The following is a 20,255-nucleotide window of genomic DNA, read 5'->3' as shown; positions in this document are numbered from 1 at the left end:
CGTGTGTCAGGACCGGTGCGGCGTCGGGCGTTCGTGCCCGAGAGTGCCCCGGTACAGCTCTTCCAGCGGCTGGTGGCCGTCCCAGTCCGGGTCGAACACGGCCTTGAACCGGGTCTCGTCCCAGTCGGCCCCGGAGATCTCGATCAGCCGGCGGACCAGGGTGCGGCAGAAGATCTCGTAGGTCCGTTCGTCCGCCGGGAGTTCCAGCGCCCAGTCGCGCCTCTGGTGGACCTTGGCCATCAGGACCTCGTCCTGGTCGAACGAGCGCGAGTCCAGGAACATCCCGTCGTTGCCGCTGTAGAACATCCCCCAGCGGTCGAGCAGACCGGTGAACTCCTCGGTCAGCCGGTCGGCGGACTTGAGCAGGCGGGACAGTTTGCCGCCCATCACCTGGTCGTCGCACTGGCAGTCGGTGCCGTGCGTCCGCGCGAAGGTCAGCAGGATCCGGTGGTCCTCGAACGCGTCCGGCACGATGCGGTTGTAGTAGACCCGGTTGCGCAGGGCCAACCAGGCGCTCCACGTGTCGAAGGAGCCCTTGGCGAGGTAGTGGCCGGGGCTGTTGAGCAGTTTCTCGTAGCGGCTGCGCGTCCGGATGCCGAAGTGGTGGACCATGCCGGGCAACTGGTGCCCGCGGCCGCCGCGTTCGGCCTTGATGAACTCGCCGATGAGCTTGTTGTTCTCGGTGAAGAGCCAGGAGGTGCTGGCGAACATCGGGTCCAGCACGGTCCCCGCGTTGCCGGTCAGGAACCAGCGCTCCTGCGAGACCTGCTGCCGGGCGAACCGGGCGAACCGGGCCCGGGAACCGTAGGAGAGCGGGCGCGGCGAGGGGCCGAGGATCTCGCCGAGCGCCCGGTGTTCGCGCAGGAACGCGAGCAGTTCCTCGGGCGAGCCGAGTTCCGGCCGCACGTGGCGCCGGTCGAAGACGACCCCCATGCTGCAGGTCGTCTCCGATACGGGGAACAGCCAGATCCAGTACCCGCGGTACATGAAGTACGTCATCGACGAGGCGCGTCCCCAGTGCGGGACCCGCCGCCGCCACGCCTTGTCGCCGAGGTCGTCGAGGGACGCGCAGCCCTCGAAGCGGCCCCAGGCGGCGGCGATGGGATTGCGGTCGTCCTCGGCCACCAGGTCGAGCATCCGGGTGAGCGGGGACGCCTCGCCCGCGGCGTCGACCAGCCAGCGGCAGGTGATGACGCCGGCGGAGGTGCGCACCCGGTGGCCGCGCTCGGCGTCGAGGGAGATCGCCTCGGCCGGCGACTCGTCCGGGCCGCAGTTCAGCACCGTCGTACCGAGCAGGACCCGGACCCCGTTGCGGCGGTTCATCTCGCACAGCGCCTGCTCGACCGCCGGCCGGTCGATCAGGTAGGTGGGGATGGGGTGCGGGCTGAGGCCGCCGATCTCGGACATCCGGTCGATCGGCACGTCCCGTTCGCGCGAGTCGAAGAAGTAGCGCGTCCCCGAGCTGACGTGGTGGTGCTTGCGCAGGTAGGGGCCGATCCGCAGGACGCGGTTGGCGTAGTTCGAGAACTCCTCGCCCGAGGCCTCGTCCAGCCCCGGGGGGAACTCGGTGACCCGGTCCACCACGACGATGTCCAGGTCGGGCTGTTCCAGGCTCAACTGGCGTGCCAGCGAGCCGCCGGCCAGCCCGGCGCCGATGATCAGCACGTCGCACCGGATGTCCGTCCCGTCGCTCATCGTGCGCCCTCCCGCCGGAGTTCCGCGGCGACGATCCGCGCGCTGGTCCCGGCGTTCACGGACCCGAACATGTCGAGGTAGTCGCCGGGCAGGATGTGCGTGGTCAGTCCGCCGAGGGCCAGTCGCGCCCAGGCGCTGTCCGGGCGGGCAGGGTCGAGTCCCTCCCTGCGCCGCTCCGCGAGGAAGAACAGGACGCGACCGGAGTAGGGGGCCGGGCGGTACGCGTACAGCGCCGCGAGATTGGCCTGGTACACCGCGAGGACCTGCCGGGCCGACTCCTCGACGGCCGGGCCCGGAGCCACGCCTCTGGCGGCCAGGCGCTCGGCCAGCAACTGGTCCGCCTCCGCCGGGGGCAGCTCCGCATGGCGGTTCAGCGGCATCTGTCCGGGGCCGGGGGTGTCGAACAGGGCCAGCAGTTCCACGTGCTCGCCGGCCGCGCGCAGACGCTGGGCGACCTCCAGGGCGACCAGGCCGCCGAAGGCGGCTCCGCCGAGCGCGTAGGGGCCCGCCGGTTGGGCGGCGCGCAGCTCCGGGAGGTAGCGGTCGGCGAGCTCTTCGACCGTCCGCCGCGGCACCGCCCCGTCGTGCAGCCCGGCGGCCCGGAAGGCGTGCACCGGCTGCCCGGTCGGCAGCAGGCCGGCGAACTCGCGGTAGACGTACACGCTGCCGCCCACCGGGTGGAACAGGAACAGGGGTCGCCGGCCCGGCGTCCCCTCCCGCAGCGTGATCAGCGACGCGGCCCCCTCCTGCGACCCCAGGAGGTCGTCGATGTAGGTGGTCATGTGGGTGGCGGTGGGTGCTTCGAGGAGTGTGTGGTGGGGGAGTTCGATGTCGAAGGTGGTGTTGGCCTTGGCGATGAGGTGGAGGGCCATGAGGGAGTCGCCGCCGAGGTCGAAGAAGTCGTCGTCGGGTGCGATGGGGCTGGTTCCGAGGGTTTCTTCGAGGAGGGTGATGACGGTGGTGAGGGTGGTGCCGGCGGGGGTGTTGCGGACGGTCTGGGGGCGGTCGGGTTCGGGGGCCGGGGTGGGGGTCTCCCGTGGCCGCAGGAGGTCGTCGATGTAGGTGGTCATGTGGGTGGCGGTGGGTGCTTCGAGGAGTGTGTGGTGGGGGAGTTCGATGTCGAAGGTGGTGTTGGCCTTGGCGATGAGGTGGAGGGCCATGAGGGAGTCGCCGCCGAGGTCGAAGAAGTCGTCGTCGGGTGCGATGGGGCTGGTTCCGAGGGTTTCTTCGAGGAGGGTGATGACGGTGGTGAGGGTGGTGCCGGCGGGGGTGTTGCGGACGGTCTGGGGGCGGTCGGGTTCGGGGGCCGGGGTGGGGGTCTCCCGTGGCCGCAGGAGGTCGTCGATGTAGGTGGTCATGTGGGTGGCGGTGGGTGCTTCGAGGAGTGTGTGGTGGGGGAGTTCGATGTCGAAGGTGGTGTTGGCCTTGGCGATGAGGTGGAGGGCCATGAGGGAGTCGCCGCCGAGGTCGAAGAAGTCGTCGTCGGGTGCGATGGGGCTGGTTCCGAGGGTTTCTTCGAGGAGGGTGATGACGGTGGTGAGGGTGGTGCCGACGGGGGCGCTGCGGACGGCCTGCGGGCGGTCGTAGCCGGGTGCCGCGGGCCTGGGTGGCTGCGGCTCGACGCTCGGCGTCGGACGAGGGCCGACCGCCGCCGCACCCGCGGTGGCGACGCGGTTGGCAACGGCGGCGCTCTCCCCGCGGCCCGGCGCGTCGATCCAGTACCGCTCGGTGTCGAACGCGTACGTGGGCAGCGGCACCCTGCGCGGCCTGCGGTGTTCGTGCAGCGCGGACCAGCGGACGGGCGCGCCGTTGACCCACAGCCGCGCCAGTGCCTCCCGGATCGCCACGACGTCGTGACGCACCGGGTTCGTCGAGGACACGACGATCCGGTCGATCGGCTGTTCCCCCAGTACGGCCGCCGCGCCCGGAGCGATCTCCAGCAGCATGGTCTCCGGCTCGTCCCGCAGCAGACCGGTGAAGTCGGCGGCCGTCTCCGCTCGACAGTGCTCCGCCCAGTACGACGCGCTCGTGGCCTGCTCGGCCGTGATCCAGTCGCCCGTCCCACTGGACGCGAACCGGAGCCGCGGGGCGTTCAGCCGCATCGTCGACAGCACGTCCGCCAGTTCCTCGTGCCGTGACTCGGCCCGCAGGCAGACGAGGCGGAGGGCGTCGTCGAGGGACCAGACCTCGGCGAGGGTCGCCGCGACGAGTTCGCCGAGGCCGTGGCCGATGAGGGCGTGGGGCTCGATGCCCCAGGCGCGCCACTGCTGGGCCAAGGCGTACTGGATGGCGAAGAGCGCGGGCTGTTGCTGCTGGGGCGAGTCGAGGGGGTTGTGGCCGGTGTGTTGTTCGATGGTTTGGGTGCAGGTGTCGAGGGTGGTGCGGAAGGTGGGGTGGGTGGTGTAGAGGCCGTGGGCCATGGAGGGGTAGGGGTTGCCTTGTCCGGTGAGGAGGTAGGCGGTTCGTGGGTTGGGGTGGGCGTGGCCGGTGATGGGGGGTCGGGTGGTTTCGGTGGTGGTGCGGGCGAGGGTGGCGGCGCGGTGGGGGTGGTGGTGGCGGCCGGTCTGGAGTGTGTGGGCGATGTCGGGGAGGGGGTGGTGGGTGGTGGTGAGGTGGGTGGTGAGGCGGTGTTGTTGGGTGGTGAGGGAGGTGGGGGTGCGGGCGGTGGTGGTGAGGATCTGCCAGTCGTTGGCGTTGGTGTCGGTGGTGTCGTGCTGGTTTGTTTCAGGTGCTTCAGGTGTTTCGGGGGTTGGTGGTGCTTGTTCGATGATGATGTGGGCGTTGGTGCCGCCCATGCCGAAGGAGCTGATGCCGGCGCGTCGGGGGGTGGGGCCGGTCCAGGGTTGGGTGTGGTTGTTGATGTGGAAGGGGGTGTTGTGGAGGTCGGTTCGGGGGTTGGGTTTTTGGTAGTGGAGGGTGGCGGGGATGGTGGCGTGTTGGACGGTGAGGACGGTTTTGATGAAGCCGGCGATGCCTGCGGCGGTGTCGAGGTGTCCGATGTTGGATTTGACGGAGCCGAGGGTGCAGTAGCCGGTGTCCTGGGTGGTGGTGCGGAAGGCTTCGGTGAGGGCGGCTATTTCGATGGGGTCGCCGAGGGTGGTGGCGGTGCCGTGGGCTTCGATGTAGCCGATGGTGCGGGCGTCGGTTTTGGCGAGTTGTTGTGCTTCGTAGATGACGTTGGCCTGGCCGCGGACGCTGGGGGCGGTGAAGCCGACTTTGTCGGCGCCGTCGTTGTTGACGGCTGAGCCGCGGATGACGGCGCGGATGGTGTCGCCGTCGCGCAGGGCGTCGTTGAGGCGTTTGAGGACGACGATGCCGGCGCCGCTGGCGAAGACGGTGCCGTTGGCGTCGGCGTCGAACGGGCGGCAGTGCCCGTCCGGGGAGAAGATGCTCCCCTCCTGGTAGAGATAACCACCGCGATCCGGCACACGGACCTTCGCGCCGCCCGCGATCGCCGCGTCGCACTCGCCCGCCGCGAGGCTCCGGCAGGCGTGAGCGATCGCCACGAGCGAGCTGGAGCACGCGGTGCTGACGCTCACGCTCGGGCCGCGCAGGTTGAGGCGGTACGAGATCTGGGTCGCCGCGAAGTCCTTGTCGTTGCCCATCCCGACGAAGAGGGGATCGAGGTCCGAGGTACCGCGGTGCGGGACCAGGTTGTTGAGCAGGTAGCTGCTCAACGCGGCGCCGACATAGACGGCGACCGGCCCGGGGTAGTTCCGGGGGTCGTAGCCCGAGTCCTCCAGCGCCTCGTACGAGCACATCAGCAGCAGGCGCTGCTGCGGGTCCATGACCTCCGCCTCGCGCGCCGAGAAGCCGAAGAAGCCCGGGTCGAACTGGTCGACGCCGTTCGGGGCGCCGGCCACGGCGACGTACCGGCCGCGGGGACCGATCGCCGACTCGGCCGGCTCCGAGGTGGGGACCAGCGACTCGACACCGTCGACGAGGTTCTGCCAGAACTCCTCGACGTTGTCCGCGCCCGGGAAGCGGGCCGCCATGCCGATCACGGCGATCGCCGTGTCGTCCGCCGGCTCGGGCCGTACGGTCGGCCGGGCCGCGGGCGCCTGCGCCGTCTGCTCCGGGGACAGCCGGTCGACCAGGTGGGCGACGGTCGGGTACTTGAAGAGGTCGGACACCGGCAGCGTGGTCTGCAGCCGCTCCTTGATCTGACGGCCCGCCTCGATCACGAGCAGCGAGTCGCCGCCCAGCTCGAAGAAGTTCGCGTCGACATCGATCTCCGTACGCCCGAAGAGGAGCCGCCAGATCTCGAGCAGTGTCTCCTCCACCTCGGCCCGGGACCGCTCGACCAGGGTTCCGGCATGGTGGCCCGCCGGTTCCGGGCGGCGGGCGCCGCGGGCGGCGAGCCGATCGGGCAGCGAGCCGGTCGACACCACGACGCGCCGCTGCCCTCCGCTGACGGCCTGCTCGAAGACGGACAGGGCGGCGGCGGCCGGCATCCCGGACCACTCCTGATCCGCGTGGGCCGCGAGGACGGCAGCGGGCAGGCGTTCGGGCGCCGCCATGCCGACGCCGCGCCAGGTGTCCCAGGAGATGGTCACGGCACCTTCCGGCGCCTCGGACGAGCATGCCCAGCCGTCCAGGAAGGCGTTCGCCGCGCAGTAGTCGACCTGGCCGACGTTGCCCAGCAGCGCGCTGACGGAGGAGAAGACGGCGAAGAACGCGAGCCGGTGGTCCCGCAGCGCGGAGGCGAGGGCGAGCGTGCCGTCCAGCTTGGGTGCCAGTACCCGGCGCATGGCTTCGGACCGCTGGAACTGCGCCAGCGCGCCCCCGGCCAGGCCCGCGGCGTGGACCACGCCCTCGACCGGTCCGAAACGCGCCTCGGCCCGGCCCAGGGCCTGCCCGAGCGCCTCCCGGTCCGTCACGTCGAAGCACTCGACGTGCACTTCGGCGCCGGCCGACTCCAGTCGGCGGATCAGGGCCAGCCTGCGGCGGATCTCCGCCTCGGTGCTCGGGTCGTTCTCCAGTTCCGCCCACTGCCCGCGCGGCGGTAGCGGGGTACGCCCCGTGAGCACCAGACGTGCTTGATGGTTGCGCGCCAGCCAGCCGGCGATCTCGGTGCCGACGCCGCCGAAGGCTCCGGTGACCAGGTAGACCCCGCCCCGCCGGAAACGGCTCCGCGCCGGGGTGGAGCCGGTCGGCAACTGCTCGACGCGCTCGACGTGGCGGACCGTGCCCCGGTAGGCGACGAGGCTCTCCGGCAGCCCGGCGCGCACCTCGGCGACGACCGACGGGAAGGCCGCGTCGAAGCCGTCCTCGCTGCCGTCCGGCTCGGCCTCGAAGTCGATCACGGACGCGGTGAGCGCCGGGTACTCCAGTGGCAGGGTCCGCACCGGACCGAGGACCAGCGCCTGTGCCGGGGGAGCCGTCGACGGCTGCCCCGCGACCGGGGTCAGACCGCGGGTGACGACGGCGAGCCGGGTGACGTCGGCGCCGCGGCGCGGGCCCACGGCACGGGCCAGCAGCACCAAGCCGTCGAGGGACCGGACCTGTGCCTGCTCCGGGCTCGCGCCCGCCTCGACGTTCCAGAGGTACAGCACGTTCCAGGTCCGGGGCCCGCCCTGCTCCTGGAGCGCGTCCACCAGCAGCTCGTAGTCCCCGGCGGTCTCGGGCCGGATGCGGAAGGCGTCCTCGGCCGTGCGCTCGTACGCGGTGCCCGCGGTCACCGTGACCACCTGCTCGCCCGACTCGCGCAGCCGTGCCGTCCAGCGGTCGGCGGCGGGGGTGGCGTCGGTGAGGACCAGCCAGCGCGCCGTGCCCGGTTCGGTGGCGGCGGGGAGGGCGTTCTTCCGGAGGACCGGCCGGAACAGTCGCGTCCCGTCCTGATCCGACGGCCGCTGGGCGGCCCGCTCGATCCAGTGACGCTTGTGGTCGAACGCGTATGCGGGCAGCGGTACCTTCCGCGGGCTGCGGTGTTCGTGCAGCGCGGACCAGCGGACGGGCGCGCCGTTGACCCAGAGCCGGGCAAGCGACTCCCGGGCCACCTGGACGTCGTCGCGGTCCTCGCGGGCGTGCCGCATCGAGGGCACCAGGATCCGCTCGCGGCCCTCCGGGTGGTCGGCCACCATCATCCGGATCGCGGCGCCGGGCCCGACCTCCAGCAGCATGGCGTCGGGCTCGTCGCGCAGGAGGGTGGACAGGCCGGCGGAGAACCGGACGGTGCCGCGGATGTGCTGGGCCCAGTAGGAAGCGCTGGTGGCCTGCTCCGGCGTGATCCAGTCACCCGTCACGTTCGACACGAACCGGGTGCGGGGCGCGCCGAGTTCCAGCCGGGCGACCTCCCGCTCGAACTCCGCGAGCATCGGTTCCATCATCGGGGAGTGGAAGGCGTGCGAGGTGGCCAGCCGCCGGTGCCGCACGCCGCGCCCGGTCAGCGCGGCGGCCGCCCGGTCGATCGCCTCGTGGGTACCGGAGAGCACCGTCTGCCGCGGGCTGTTCACCGCTGCGAGGACGCAGTCGTCGGTCACGAACGCCGACACCTCGGCCTCGCCCAGCGACACCGCCAGCATCGCGCCCGGGGCCTGCTGCTGCATCAGCCTGCCTCGCAGGCAGACGAGGCGGAGGGCGTCGTCGAGGGTCCAGACGTCGGCGAGGGTGGCCGCGACGAGTTCGCCGAGGCTGTGGCCGATGAGGGCGTGGGGCTCGATGCCCCAGGCGCGCCACTGCTGGGCCATGGCGTACTGGATGGCGAAAAGGAGGGGCTGTTGGTGCTCGGTGTCGGTGAGGTGGTCGCTCGTGGCATCGGGCGTGTAGAGGGCCTTGAGGGGGTTGTGGCCGGTGTGTTGTTCGATGGTTTGGGTGCAGGTGTCGAGGGTGGTGCGGAAGGTGGGGTGGGTGGTGTAGAGGCCGTGGGCCATGGAGGGGTAGGGGTTGCCTTGTCCGGTGAGGAGGTAGGCGGTTCGTGGGTTGGGGTGGGCGTGGCCGGTGATGGGGGGTCGGGTGGTTTCGGTGGTGGTGCGGGCGAGGGTGGCGGCGCGGTGGGGGTGGTGGTGGCGGCCGGTCTGGAGTGTGTGGGCGATGTCGGGGAGGGGGTGGTGGGTGGTGGTGAGGTGGGTGGTGAGGCGGTGTTGTTGGGTGGTGAGGGAGGTGGGGGTGCGGGCGGTGGTGGTGAGGATCTGCCAGTTGGTGGCGTTGGTGGCGTTGGTGTCGGTGGTGTCGTGCTGGTTTGTTTCAGGTGCTTCAGGTGCTTCAGGTGCTTCAGGTGCTTCAGGTGTTTCGGGTGCTTGTTCGATGATGATGTGGGCGTTGGTGCCGCCCATGCCGAAGGAGCTGATGCCGGCGCGTCGGGGGGTGGGTCCGGTCCAGGGTTGGGTGTGGTTGTTGATGTGGAAGGGGGTGTTGTGGAGGTCGGTTCGGGGGTTGGGTTTTTGGTAGTGGAGGGTGGCGGGGATGGTGGCGTGTTGGACGGTGAGGACGGTTTTGATGAAGCCGACGATGCCTGCGGCGGTGTCGAGGTGTCCGATGTTGGATTTGACGGAGCCGAGGGTGCAGTAGCCGGTGTCCTGGGTGGTGGTGCGGAAGGCTTCGGTGAGGGCGGCTATTTCGATGGGGTCGCCGAGGGTGGTGGCGGTGCCGTGGGCTTCGATGTAGCCGATGGTGCGGGCGTCGGTTTTGGCGAGTTGTTGTGCTTCGTAGATGACGTTGGCCTGGCCGCGGACGCTGGGGGCGGTGAAGCCGACTTTGTCGGCGCCGTCGTTGTTGACGGCTGAGCCGCGGATGACGGCGCGGATGGTGTCGCCGTCGCGCAGGGCGTCGTTGAGGCGTTTGAGGACGACGATGCCGGCGCCGCTGGCGAAGACGGTGCCGTTGGCGTCGGCGTCGAACGGGCGGCAGTGCCCGTCCGGGGAGAAGATGTTCCCCTCCTGGTAGAGATAGCCACCGCGCTGCAGCACATTGATCGAGGCGCCGCCCGCGAGCGCTACGTCGCACTCGAACTCGGCCAGACTCCTGCACGCCTGATGGACCGTCACCAAGGAGCTCGAACAGGCCGTGCTGACCGTCATGCTCGGCCCGGTGAGGTCGAGCCGGTGCGACAGCTGGGTCGCCGCGTAGTCCTTGTCGTTGAAGAGCGCGATCTGGCGGGCGAAGGAGGCCATCAGCTCGGCCCGCGGCAGCAGATGGTGGAGGAAGTAGCCGCTGCGGCCCACGCCCAGGAAGACGCCGGTCGCCTGCTCGCTCGTGGCGGGGTCGTGGCCCGCGTCGTTCAGAGCCTCCACCGCCGCTTCGAGGAGGAACCGTTGCTGCGGGTCCATCAGCTCGGCCTCGCGCGCGGTGAGACCGAAGTAGTCCGCGTCGAATTGCTCGATGCCGTCGAGGAGCCCGGCCGCGCGCACGAGGTCCGGCCGATCGAGGATGCCCGGGTCGTCGTGCGCGGAAATCAGGTCGTCGTCGCCGAGGCGCGCTATCGACTCCCTTTCCTCGACCAGGTTCCGCCAGAATTCATCGGCATTCACGGCTCCGGGCACCCGAAGGGCCAATCCGACGACCGCAATCGGGTCCACGCTCAAAATCGGCTCCTCTTCGGGCATGGGGGTGTTATTTTCTCGACACCGTATCGAGCGCCGATGAATCCGTCGTGAATCACAACTGCGGGTCACTGAAGTCGCGCTGCCGACGAGTGAACCCCGGCGGCGGAAGCGGGTCCGCCCCAGGTGCCGGTGTGTCACATGGGCGCAGGATGCCTGGTGGTGCCCCCGTCGGGGGCTTGCCCGGGGGCGGCGGCGACGTCCGTGACACCCGGCCGGGCGGCATCGAACTCGCCCGTCACGACAAGGCTGTTGCTAGGCGCCGATACGCCCGGCCGGCCCGAGTCCCGGTCCTGCGCGCCCCCGGTTCCCGACCGCGACGCGGCCACTCGGGGATCGGTGATCACGGTGCGGGGCGAAGGGATGCCGAAGGGATCGGGCGAGGCCGTGCGCGGCGAACCGGCGAGCCGGCGCCAAGGGTGAGCGATTCGAACTTCCCGCCCCCCGAAGGGAGTTCACCGCGACCGAGTTCAACGTGGCGATGTTCTGGAGCTCGTGGCCGGTACCGACGCGGGGCGTCGTCACCGCAGGTCACACCCGGATGCAATGGATCTTGTTCTGGTTGTCCGTGCGGCCTGTGCGATCTCTCTCGTTCGCCGCGGGTCGGCCGTGCCGGAGGGCGGTCCGGTGATCGCGTACACCGTTTCCGGCCGCTCGTCCCACTCACCCGCACGGTGCGGCACCGGCTGGTGCGGGCGACCTGGCACGTGCGGTGGAAGTCCAGGACGACGAAGCCCACTTGCGGTTCTCGCGGGTCGACGCGGCCGTGAGCGCGTGGTGCGAGCGGTGGAGCGGAAGGCGGTCTGCGCGCCCCGCCAAGGCACCCACGCGCACGTCATCCGCGGCTTGGGCCGGTGGTACCCGACCAGGAAGACGCGGTGGGCGCCGAACTCGTCAAGCAATTCAACCAATCCAGCAACAGCCTTGATATCAAGCAGGGTTGACATGACGCCGAGTCGAAGTGTTTGATCATGGCTAGGCGGGTTGACCAAAACACCTCGGGGGAGCGTGAATCCAGCCATGAGTCGATGCAGCATCCGTTGACATTCATTCACTGACCGAATTACCGTCGTTCCAGGCGATCGATCGAAGGCAGCCACCAGGTGTGGCGCCCATCGGCCACTACGCCGGTCTCGGCGATCGAAAGCCGACGGCCTCTCTTTCCCGAAGTCATTCCGCCGAGATGCCGCCTGTGCGGATCTCTGCCCGCGACACCTCCCGCTGCCGCGCATCCCGTAGGTGCCGCAGGGTGTCGTGCCCGGATCCGCCGCTTCGAGTCCACTCCCCGGAAGCCGGGACGAGTCGTGGGCTCCCCGCATACTCCGCTGCCGTACTCCTGAGCGCCGTGCCCTCAAGGCGCTGTGCTCGGGAGAAGGCCGCGGTTTGTCACACAGTCTCGCCCAACGAGGGGAGGTGAACAGCATGGAGAAGATCGAGTTCGAGAACGTCGAGATCGCCGGCCTGGCGGACGACGAGCTCGCCGATGTCGTTGGTGGCCACGCCCTGGTTGCCAACCCCGCCCGTTGCACGGCCTGAGGCCGCGCCGAGGTTCCGAGTCCTGCGAGGAGGTGAACAGCATGGAGAAGATCGAGTTCGAGAACGTCGAGATCGCCGACCTGGCGGACGACGAGCTCGCCGATGTCGTTGGTGGCCACGCCCTGGTCGTCAGCCACGTCCGCTGCCTCTGAATCCCCCTGGGGATGAGGACGTTGTAAGGCGATGAGACCGGGCCTCCTGGCATGAATCAGATGCCAGGAGGCCCGGTTCATGATAGGCCCCGGCGACGGTTGACCCACCGTCACCCCAGGGATCGGTAGACGGCGGGGCCACCACTCCCGCCGGGAAGCGGCTCAGGCCGCGACCGGCAACAACACGAACGTCGGTCCCGCGACCCGGACCGCATAGATGGAAACTCTCAGGTGAGCACAGTGGACACTGCGGAAGACGGCGGCGCCCCGACCCCGCGACCGGCTCCGGCGGGCAGGTTTCGGCAGCAGGCTCTCGCCGCGCGCGGCGCCGTACGCGACTACGGCGCCCAGGTGGCGCCCGGCCGCCTCGCACGCCTCCCGTTCCGGCCGTCCGCCGAAGGCCCGGCCTCGTCCCGCCGCAGAAAGCGCCGACTGCCCCGGCCCCGGCCCCGCGTGCCGGTACGCCTGCAGGCCCAGATCAGCGACTGCGGAGCCGCGTCGCTCTCCATGGTCTTCGCCTTGCACGGGGTCGACGTCCCCATCCAGGAGCTCCGTCAGGCGACCGACACCGGTCGGGACGGGGTGTCGGCACGTCAGATCCTGGAAGCGGCACGCACCTACGGTTTCAACGCGCGTGGTGTCCGCGTCGAACTCGACGCGCTACGACACCTGCCAGCGGGCACGATCCTGTTCTGGGACTTCGCGCACTTCGTCGTACTCGAAGGGGTGCGAGGCGACACCGTCCACATCGTGGATCCCGCGCTGGGGCGGAGACGGCTGACCCTGGAGGCCGCCGGGGCGTCTTTCACCGGTGTGGCCCTGCAGATCACCCCGGCCCTGGAGACGGTGCGCAGTTGGAGCGCCCGCCGTGCCGCGCGCCGGAGCACGGGCTCCTGGCGGTACCTCTGGCACTTCGTCCCCACCGGCTACCGCTGGGTCCCGTTCGCGGTCTGCTCGCTGCTCCTCGTGTTCTTCAACCTGGGCATGCCGCTGGCCACCCGGTACGTGGTCGACCAGGTGGTACCGGGCCACGCCGTCGGGGTCGGCTACCTGTGGGTGGCGATACCCGTCCTCGCCGGGGCCTACTTCGCGCTGCAGTTCCTCCGTTCGCTGACCTTCCTGGTCATCCAGGCGGCCATGGACGAGAACGTCACCCTCGGCATTCTCAACCGGCTCTTCGCGCTGCCCTACGACTTCTTCACCAGCAGGACTCCGGGAGACCTGCTGCAACGCGTACGAACCAGTTCGACGATCCGCCAGGTCTTCTCGGCCTCGTCCTTCGCCAGTGTCTTCGACGGTCTCCTGGTCCTGGTCTACATGACCCTGCTGCTGCTGATCGACAGCACACTGGCGCTGGTGGTCGTCGGCGTGGCCCTGCTCCAGGTGCTGCTCCTCGTGGTGACCTGGCGCCGTCAGGAGTACGCGAGCGCCGACGCGTTGGAGGCCCGCTCACGGGCCGAGTCGGAGCTGGTCGAGATCCTGGACGGCATGGCCACGATCAAGGCGGCCGGTGTCGAGGGCCCGGCCGGTCACCGCTGGAGTCACACCCTGGCCGAGGAGCTGAACACCCGGCTGCGCAGCCGGCGGCTCCTCGCGTTCTCCTCGACGCTCAGCTCCGCCCTGCAACTGGTCGCACCGCTGATCATCCTGGTCGTCGGCACGCAGCGGCTCTCCTCGGGCGCACTGAGCCTGGGCGACGTGCTCGGCTTCAGCGTGCTCGCCATGGGGCTGCTGGTTCCGCTGGTCAACTGCGTCCAGGTCGGCTTCCAGGTGGCCGGGATCAGCGCCGAACTCACCAGACTGGGCGACATCATGGAGGCGGCCCCGGAGCGCCGTACCGGCGACACCGAGGTCGGCGCCGTCAGCGGGAACCTCGAAGTCCGGCAGGCCTCCTTCACCTACCAGGCGGAGCGGACCCCGGTGGTCCACGACGTCTCGTTCACGGTCCTGGACGGCAGCTTCACCACGATCCTGGGGGCCTCGGGATCGGGCAAGTCCTCCTGCGCGCTCCTGCTCGCGGGCCTGCACCGGCCGAGCAGCGGAGCGGTGCTGGTGGACGGACACGACCTCGCCTCCGTGGACACCGGTGACTACCGCCGGTCCATCTCCTTCGTGAACCAGGACTCCAAGCTCTTCTCCGGGGCGATCCGGGAGAACATCGGCTGGGGCGGCTCGGAGGTCACCGAAGCGGAGATCGTCGAGGCCGCCCGACTGGCCGGCATCCACGAGGACATCGCCCGGATGCCCATGGGGTACGACACCCTGCTCGGCCCCGGCGGCACCGGTGTGTCCGGCGGCCAACGCCAACGGATCATCCTGGCACGGGCGTTGGTGCGCAAGCCGCGCCTGCTGATCCTGGACGAGGCCACCAGCGCGCTCGACCCGATCCTGGAGCTCCAGATCTTCACCCGCCTGCGCAGCCTGCCCATGACGCTGGTCGTGGTCGCGCACCGGCTGACCGCCATCGACTGCGCCGACCAGGTGGTGGTGCTCGAAGCGGGCCGGGTCGTGCAGCTCGGGCAGCCGGACGAGCTCTCCGACCAGGACGGCCCCTACCGGGCCCTGACGAGCTGACGCGCCGATGGACTGCCGACCGTATGCCATGGAAGCCAAGTACCGACGACCTGACGATCGGGATGCCCGCCCGTCCCCGCCGCTCGCCTGCCGGTCGGCCGCCTGTTCCGCCGCGCGCGCGGCGGACGACTCGACCGTGGGAGTGACACCCGTGTTCCCTTTTCCGCTTGAGACCGACAAATCGTTCCGGTTCGCGCTGCTCGGTCCGATCCGGGCCTGGCGGGGCAACCACGAGGTCGACCTGGGCCCGGCCCGGCAGCGGGCGGTGCTGGCCCGGCTGCTGCTGGCCACCGGACAGCCGCACGCCATCTCCGAGATCATCGAGGCGGTCTGGGGCGAGGAACTGCCCGGGAACCCGCGCAACCTGGTGCACAAATACGTGGGCGGTCTGCGCCGCGCCCTGGACCCGGACATGGGCGACGCCCGCACCAGCGAACTGCTCCCGCTCATCGACAACGGCTACTCGCTGCTGGTCGACCGGGAACAGGTCGACCTCAACGTCTTCACGCAGACCCTGGCCGAGGGAGTCGCGCTGGTCGACATCGACCTGGAGACGGCGCGCGAGCGGATGGACACCGCGCTGGGGCTGTGGCGCGGCGACGCCTTCGGTCCGCTCTCCACCGACTTCTTCGGCGCCGAGCGGAGCCGGCTGCTGGAGCGCCGGCTCTCCACCCTGGAGGACCGCATCGGTATCGACATAGCCCTCGGACGGCATGCCGAGGCGGCGGTCGAACTGGTCAGCCTGCTGGTGGAGAACCCGCTGCGCGAGCACTTGGCGGTCCTCCTGATGATCGCGTTCTACCGGTCCGGCCGCCAGGCCGACGCGCTCCGGGTGTTCCAGGACTGCCGCCGGAAACTGACCACCGAGCTCGGGATCGAACCCGCCAGGGAACTCCAGGAGATCCAGCTGCAGATCCTGGCCGGCGAACCGATCCGGACCATGACCCTGTCCTGCGGGAAGACCGTGACGGCCGCCGCGCCGAACTCCCGGAGCGAGCGGCCCGCGGCTTCGAACGCCGGCAAGCCGAACGGCCGCCCGAGTCCGGGCGGGGCCGAGCGGTGCCATCTCAAGCCGGACCTCGGCGACTTCGTCGCCCGGGAGCGGGAGCTCACCCAGGCCTGCACGTTCCTCGTCGAGCCGGCCCACGTGCCCCCCACCGTCGTGATCACCGGCAACGCGGGCGAAGGCAAGAGCGCCCTGGCGCTGCGGGTGGCGAACCTCGTGAAGAGCCGCTTCCGGGGCGGCCAGTTCCAGATCGACCTCCGCGGCATGTCCGCCGACCCGGTGACGCCGCAGCAGGCCCTTCAGCGGCTGCTGCGCATGCTGGGCGTGGACGAGCCCGACGAGACGCTGACCCTCGACGAGCTCGGCGAGCTGTACCGGTCGATGCTGGGGGACGACGTGCTCACCGTCTTCGAGGACGTCGCCGACGAACGCCAGGTCCGGCCGCTGCTCGGCGCGAGCGCCACCATCATCACCAGCCGCCGCCGGCTCACCGGCCTGGAGGGCGCGTACATCGTCGAGTTGGACGCGATGAACGCGGACGACTCGGTGCGGATGCTCGGTCAGATCATCGGCCCCGAGCGGCTGTCGACGGATCCGGCCCAGGCGGCGCGGATCGGGGGGTTCACCGACGGCTCACCGCTGGCCCTGCGCACCGCCGGGGCACGCTTGCTGGCGCGCCCGCACTGGTCGCTCCGCCAGTTCGCCGACCGGCTCGCCGACGAGGACCGCCGCCTGGTGGAACTCACCCACAACGACCTCGACATCCGGGCGAGCCTGGCCACGGCCTTCCACCGGTTGAGCCCGCAGAGCGTGGAGGCGTTCCTGCTGCTCGGCACCCGGGCCGAACGCAGCTTCACCATCGCCGACGCGACAGGCCCCCTCGGCCTCTCCGAGTTCGACGCCGCCGACGTGATCGAGGAACTGGTGGACCTACGGCTGGTCGACGCCCGCCGGACCGACGGTACCGGCGAGGTCCGCTACCGACTGCGGGACCTCATACGCTGCTTCGCCCGCTCCGAGGCCGAGGGCGCGGATGCGGCGTCGGCCACCCGGCTGCCGCAGCGCAGGGCCCTTGAGGTGATCAATCTGGGCCGGCACGGCGGCGTCATGCGTCACGCCGAATCGGAGTAGCGGCGAATCCGGCCCGTTCCGCCGCTCAGCCTGCGAGGTGGACGCCGCCCAGCCCCGCGCTGAAGGCGTCCACCAGGCGGTCGGCCGTACCGTCCGCGGAGAACGCCGGGTCGAGGGCGAGGGCGATCCTCAGCGACGCGGCTCCGCCGACCACGTCGAGCTCCACTCCCCGGGATAGGTACTGGAAGTCCGCCGGATAACTTCCGGGGCGTGCCACGATGCCCCGCGCTGACCTCTCCCCCGGATTCTGGTCGCGGTTGAAATACGTGGCCATGACGCTCCAGCCGCGGCGCGCGTCACTCTCCCGGAACGACGACTGGAGTTCGGTGAGGGTAGCGGGATCGACCTGCCGGTACGCCGCCACGGCCATGACCTCCTCCCGTACCTGACGGGTCATCTCGGTGAGGCTCGCGGTCCGGGGCAGAGCGACGGGCAGGGAGACGGTGAACATGCCCGAGGTGTCGAAATCCGCCGGGGAGCGGGCGTCGACGGGCAACCAGACGTGCACCCGGTCACCCGTGGCCGTCTCGGTGAGCACCGCGTACGCGAGTGCGGCCATGGTCAGCTGGAACTCGGTGCAGCCGAAGGTCCGCGCCCGCTCACGCAGCAGTTTGCGCTCCGCTCCGCTCAGGGTGACCCGGACGGTCACGCCCTGCTGCTCGGCCGTGTCCGGCCGCGCGGGCGCCGGCTCGCCGGACGGGCGGTTCTCGGCGACGCGCTGCCGCCAGAAGCCGGCCGCCTTCGCCGAGGCGTCGGCCGCGTGCTGCTCGGCCGCCGAAACGAAGCTCTCCCGCTGTGGCGCGGACGGGCCGTCCGGCTGTGCGGTGTCCTGCTCGAAGTTCTGCCAGAGGTCCCGCAGTACCAGGGACATGCCCCTGCCGTCGACGGCGACGTGCGAGAACGAGGCGAGGAAGGCGTGGACCGTGGGGGAGCGGCGCAACAGGCGGAACCTGAACGGGTACTCGGTGGCGAGGTCCCACGGCTCCGCGAGATCCTTGCCGTGCACGAGCCGCACGTATCGGTCGAACTGTGCCTCCGAGCTGCTGCGGACCTGCTGGAGGGAGAGCAGCGCCGAGTTGTCCGGCTGCGGACGCACCAACTGGCTCGGGACGTCGGCCTGTTCGTCGCACAGGCCGATGCGCAGGGCGTCGTGCTGGGCGACGGTGCGCGCGACGGCCTCCGCGAACCGCGCGACGTCGAGCTCGCCCTCGATCCGGTAGGCGGCCGATATCGAGCTGGACATCTCCGGCCGCTCCCGCACGCGGGCGTAGTACGAGGACTGCCCGGATGTCAGCGGATACCTCACCGTGGGCGCGGCCGTCGACGCCTGCATTTCTCTCCCTGCGGATGAGTTGATTTCGGGCACACCGCATAGGGGCGGTATTTGGTTCCGAAAGCATCGAACAGCGGGCCCGCGCCCGCTGTCAAGGGGAGTCAATGCGGAACGACCGCGCAGGAATTGAGACTTCATTCCCCGGGAGCCGGAATTCACAAGAATTTCAGTGTGCGTGTCGACCGGGCGCCGGACGGGAGGGGCCGCCCGGCAGCCGGCCGAAACCCGGAGTCGGCCGAAACCCGGCGGCCGGCCGCCGGGCGAACCCGCAGAGTGCGCGCGCCCGCTCGGCTCCCGGTGTCGCGGCACCCCTGACGGGTGCCGCGAGACCGCTCCCTTCCGAGGCCCGGCCAAGACGCTCACCCGGTGCCTCAGGTCCTGGCATGTCAGCTCATGCCAGGGCGATTTCAGTCCTCGGCTTCTGCTTCAAGCCGCTCGGTCGGTCCGGCAAAGGCCAGGTGCAAGGACCGGGAACCGAGGAGCCAATCGCCCTCGACCTTGAGGAAGGTGTCCGTGTAGTGCCCGACCTGGGTAGGGGGCCGCTGGGGCGCGAAACCGCTGCCGGTATGTCCGTCGACGCGGTACGTCGTGAAGTAGGTGGTCGCGATGGCCGTCGATTCCGATGTGACGGTGACAAGGATATTCGTGCATATCCGGCGCGAGAGCCGGTCCGAGGGCCGGCCGGCGAAATACGACCGAAGTGCGTCGCGTCCCTCGATCCGGCGGTCCCCTTCCGGCCACTCCCAAAACCCGCCGTCCGTGAAGAGATCCGCCACGTCCCCCGGGTCACCGAAGTCGAGCTTGTGGACAAAATCGACGATGACGCGTTCGCATGCCCGCTCGGCAAGCAGACGGTCTATGGGATTCAGTGCTTCAGTAATCATCCCTATGTCGTATCAGGATGATCATCGGCACCGCTACACCTTTCGTGATTCATTCCCCGAGCCGGTGGCCCGGCGTCGGCGTCGGCACGGCTCGCCCACGTCGGTGTCGCTGGACCGTGCGAGGCGGGGGACGGTCTCGCCTCGGCTTCCCGGACGGCGACGGGCCCGTCACCGCTGCCGTCAGGTGCGCGCGGCAGGGGCCGACAGCGCCCGGCCCAGTTGCTCGGAGATGGTCTCCAGCACCTCCGGGGCCCGGTCGGTGAGGAAGAAGTGACCGCCGGGCAGCACCCGCAGATCGAAGGCGGCGGACGTGTGGTCCTGCCAGGCCCGGGCCTCGTCGATCGTCACATAGGGGTCGTTGTCGCCGGTCAAGGCGACGACGGGGCACCGCAGCCGCGCCCCGGGGCGGTAGCGGTAGGTCTCGGCGGCCCGGTAGTCGTTGCGGATCACGGGGAGAACCATGTTCAGCACCTCCTCGTCGTCGAGCAGGCCGACGTCCGTTCCGCCCGCCTTGGCCAACTCCGCCACGATGGCCTTGTCGTCGGCCTCGTGGACGCGCTCGTCCCGGCGGCGGGAGGGGGCGCGCCGACCGGACGCGAACAGGGCGACCGGGATCCTGCCCTGCTGCTGCAGCAGCAGGGCCACCTCGAAGGCCACGGTCGCCCCCATGCTGTGGCCGAACAGTGCCACCGGGCGGTCCAGGAGTTCGTCGTCCAGTTCGGCGGTGACGAGCTCGGCGATGCGGTGGATGTCGTCGACGAAGGCGTCCGCGTGCCGGTCCTGCCGGCCCGGGTACTGCACGGCCAAGACCTCGATGCCCGGGGCCAGCGACCGGGAGACCGGGAAGTAGTACGAGGCGGAGCCGCCTGCGTGCGGGAAGCAGATCAGCCGGGTGGGGGCGTCCGGTGCCGGGTGGAACCGCCGGATCCAGCGGGCGGGTCGGGTGGACGCTGCTGCCATGGTGTTGATCCCTCTGCCGCCGAACGGCTCTCGTGGTGCTGCGGGTGGCGGCCTGCGCCGACGGCCTGCGTCGGCGGCCGACCTGCGCCGGAACGCGAAGTCGTCGCTCTACGGTCGCTTCGTCATGTTCCTTATGATGCAACATCGTTGAGTCCGGTTCCCGGCGGATCAAGCTGTCTCCTTCCCCCGAGAGCCGCCGTGCGGAGCGTGGTTCGGCCTGGCCGCAGGCCCTTCGTCCCCGCTGTCGCAGGTTGTGTCGGACGCGACACGGCGAACCCCGGAGCCTGCCACTCACTCACCCACCCACCCGCCGGGCAGGCAGCAGTCGCGCTGGGCGCGGTCGGTCGACCGGGAGCTGTCCCGAAGTCCGCGGGAGCGAAAGTGTCAGCAAAATTGTCTGATAGATCGCTAGGTATATTGTTAACAATCTTGTAGCGTCCGTCA

The 20,255-nt window shown here is 70.3% G+C and carries 7 protein-coding genes; 2 read left to right on the top strand and 5 right to left on the bottom strand.

The window, feature by feature from the left end:
- Positions 1-6: 6 nt before the first annotated feature.
- Positions 7-1,695, bottom strand: coding sequence for an NAD(P)/FAD-dependent oxidoreductase (locus tag OHT01_RS06500; RefSeq protein WP_328552161.1), 1,689 nt, complete (start codon positions 1,693-1,695; stop codon positions 7-9).
- Complete coding sequence (locus OHT01_RS06495) at positions 1,692-10,238, bottom strand: SDR family NAD(P)-dependent oxidoreductase (protein ID WP_328552160.1); 8,547 nt, start codon at positions 10,236-10,238, stop codon at positions 1,692-1,694. The genes OHT01_RS06500 and OHT01_RS06495 overlap by 4 nt, the downstream gene beginning before the upstream one ends.
- A 1,925-nt stretch (positions 10,239-12,163) precedes the next feature.
- On the opposite strand from OHT01_RS06495, the gene OHT01_RS06490 reads away from it, so the two are divergent.
- Both OHT01_RS06490 and OHT01_RS06485 read left to right on the top strand, forming a co-directional pair.
- On the top strand, positions 12,164-14,497 hold the full coding sequence (locus tag OHT01_RS06490) for a peptidase domain-containing ABC transporter (protein ID WP_328552159.1): 2,334 nt from the start codon (positions 12,164-12,166) through the stop codon (positions 14,495-14,497).
- A 151-nt stretch (positions 14,498-14,648) separates the two neighbouring features.
- Complete coding sequence (locus OHT01_RS06485; protein ID WP_328552158.1) at positions 14,649-16,634, top strand: AfsR/SARP family transcriptional regulator; 1,986 nt, start codon at positions 14,649-14,651, stop codon at positions 16,632-16,634.
- A 25-nt stretch (positions 16,635-16,659) separates the two neighbouring features.
- On the opposite strand, the gene OHT01_RS06480 is transcribed toward OHT01_RS06485, so the two are convergent.
- The 3 genes from OHT01_RS06480 to OHT01_RS06470 all read right to left on the bottom strand — a co-directional run bounded on the left by OHT01_RS06480 (position 16,660) and on the right by OHT01_RS06470 (position 19,811).
- Positions 16,660-17,967, bottom strand: coding sequence for a condensation domain-containing protein (locus tag OHT01_RS06480; protein WP_328552157.1), 1,308 nt, complete (start codon positions 17,965-17,967; stop codon positions 16,660-16,662).
- A gap of 407 nt (positions 17,968-18,374) precedes the next feature.
- The gene (locus OHT01_RS06475; RefSeq protein ID WP_328552156.1) at positions 18,375-18,851 is read right to left on the bottom strand and encodes a nuclear transport factor 2 family protein; all 477 of its coding nucleotides are present in this window, start codon (positions 18,849-18,851) and stop codon (positions 18,375-18,377) included.
- Positions 18,852-19,031: 180 nt separating this feature from the next.
- On the bottom strand, positions 19,032-19,811 hold the full coding sequence (locus OHT01_RS06470) for a thioesterase II family protein (RefSeq protein WP_328552155.1): 780 nt from the start codon (positions 19,809-19,811) through the stop codon (positions 19,032-19,034).
- Positions 19,812-20,255: the final 444 nt, after the last annotated feature.

Origin of the sequence: Streptomyces sp. NBC_00358, from assembly GCF_036099295.1 — a bacterium.
Lineage (GTDB): Bacteria > Actinomycetota > Actinomycetes > Streptomycetales > Streptomycetaceae > Streptomyces.
This window is presented reverse-complemented; position numbering and strand designations above follow the sequence as displayed.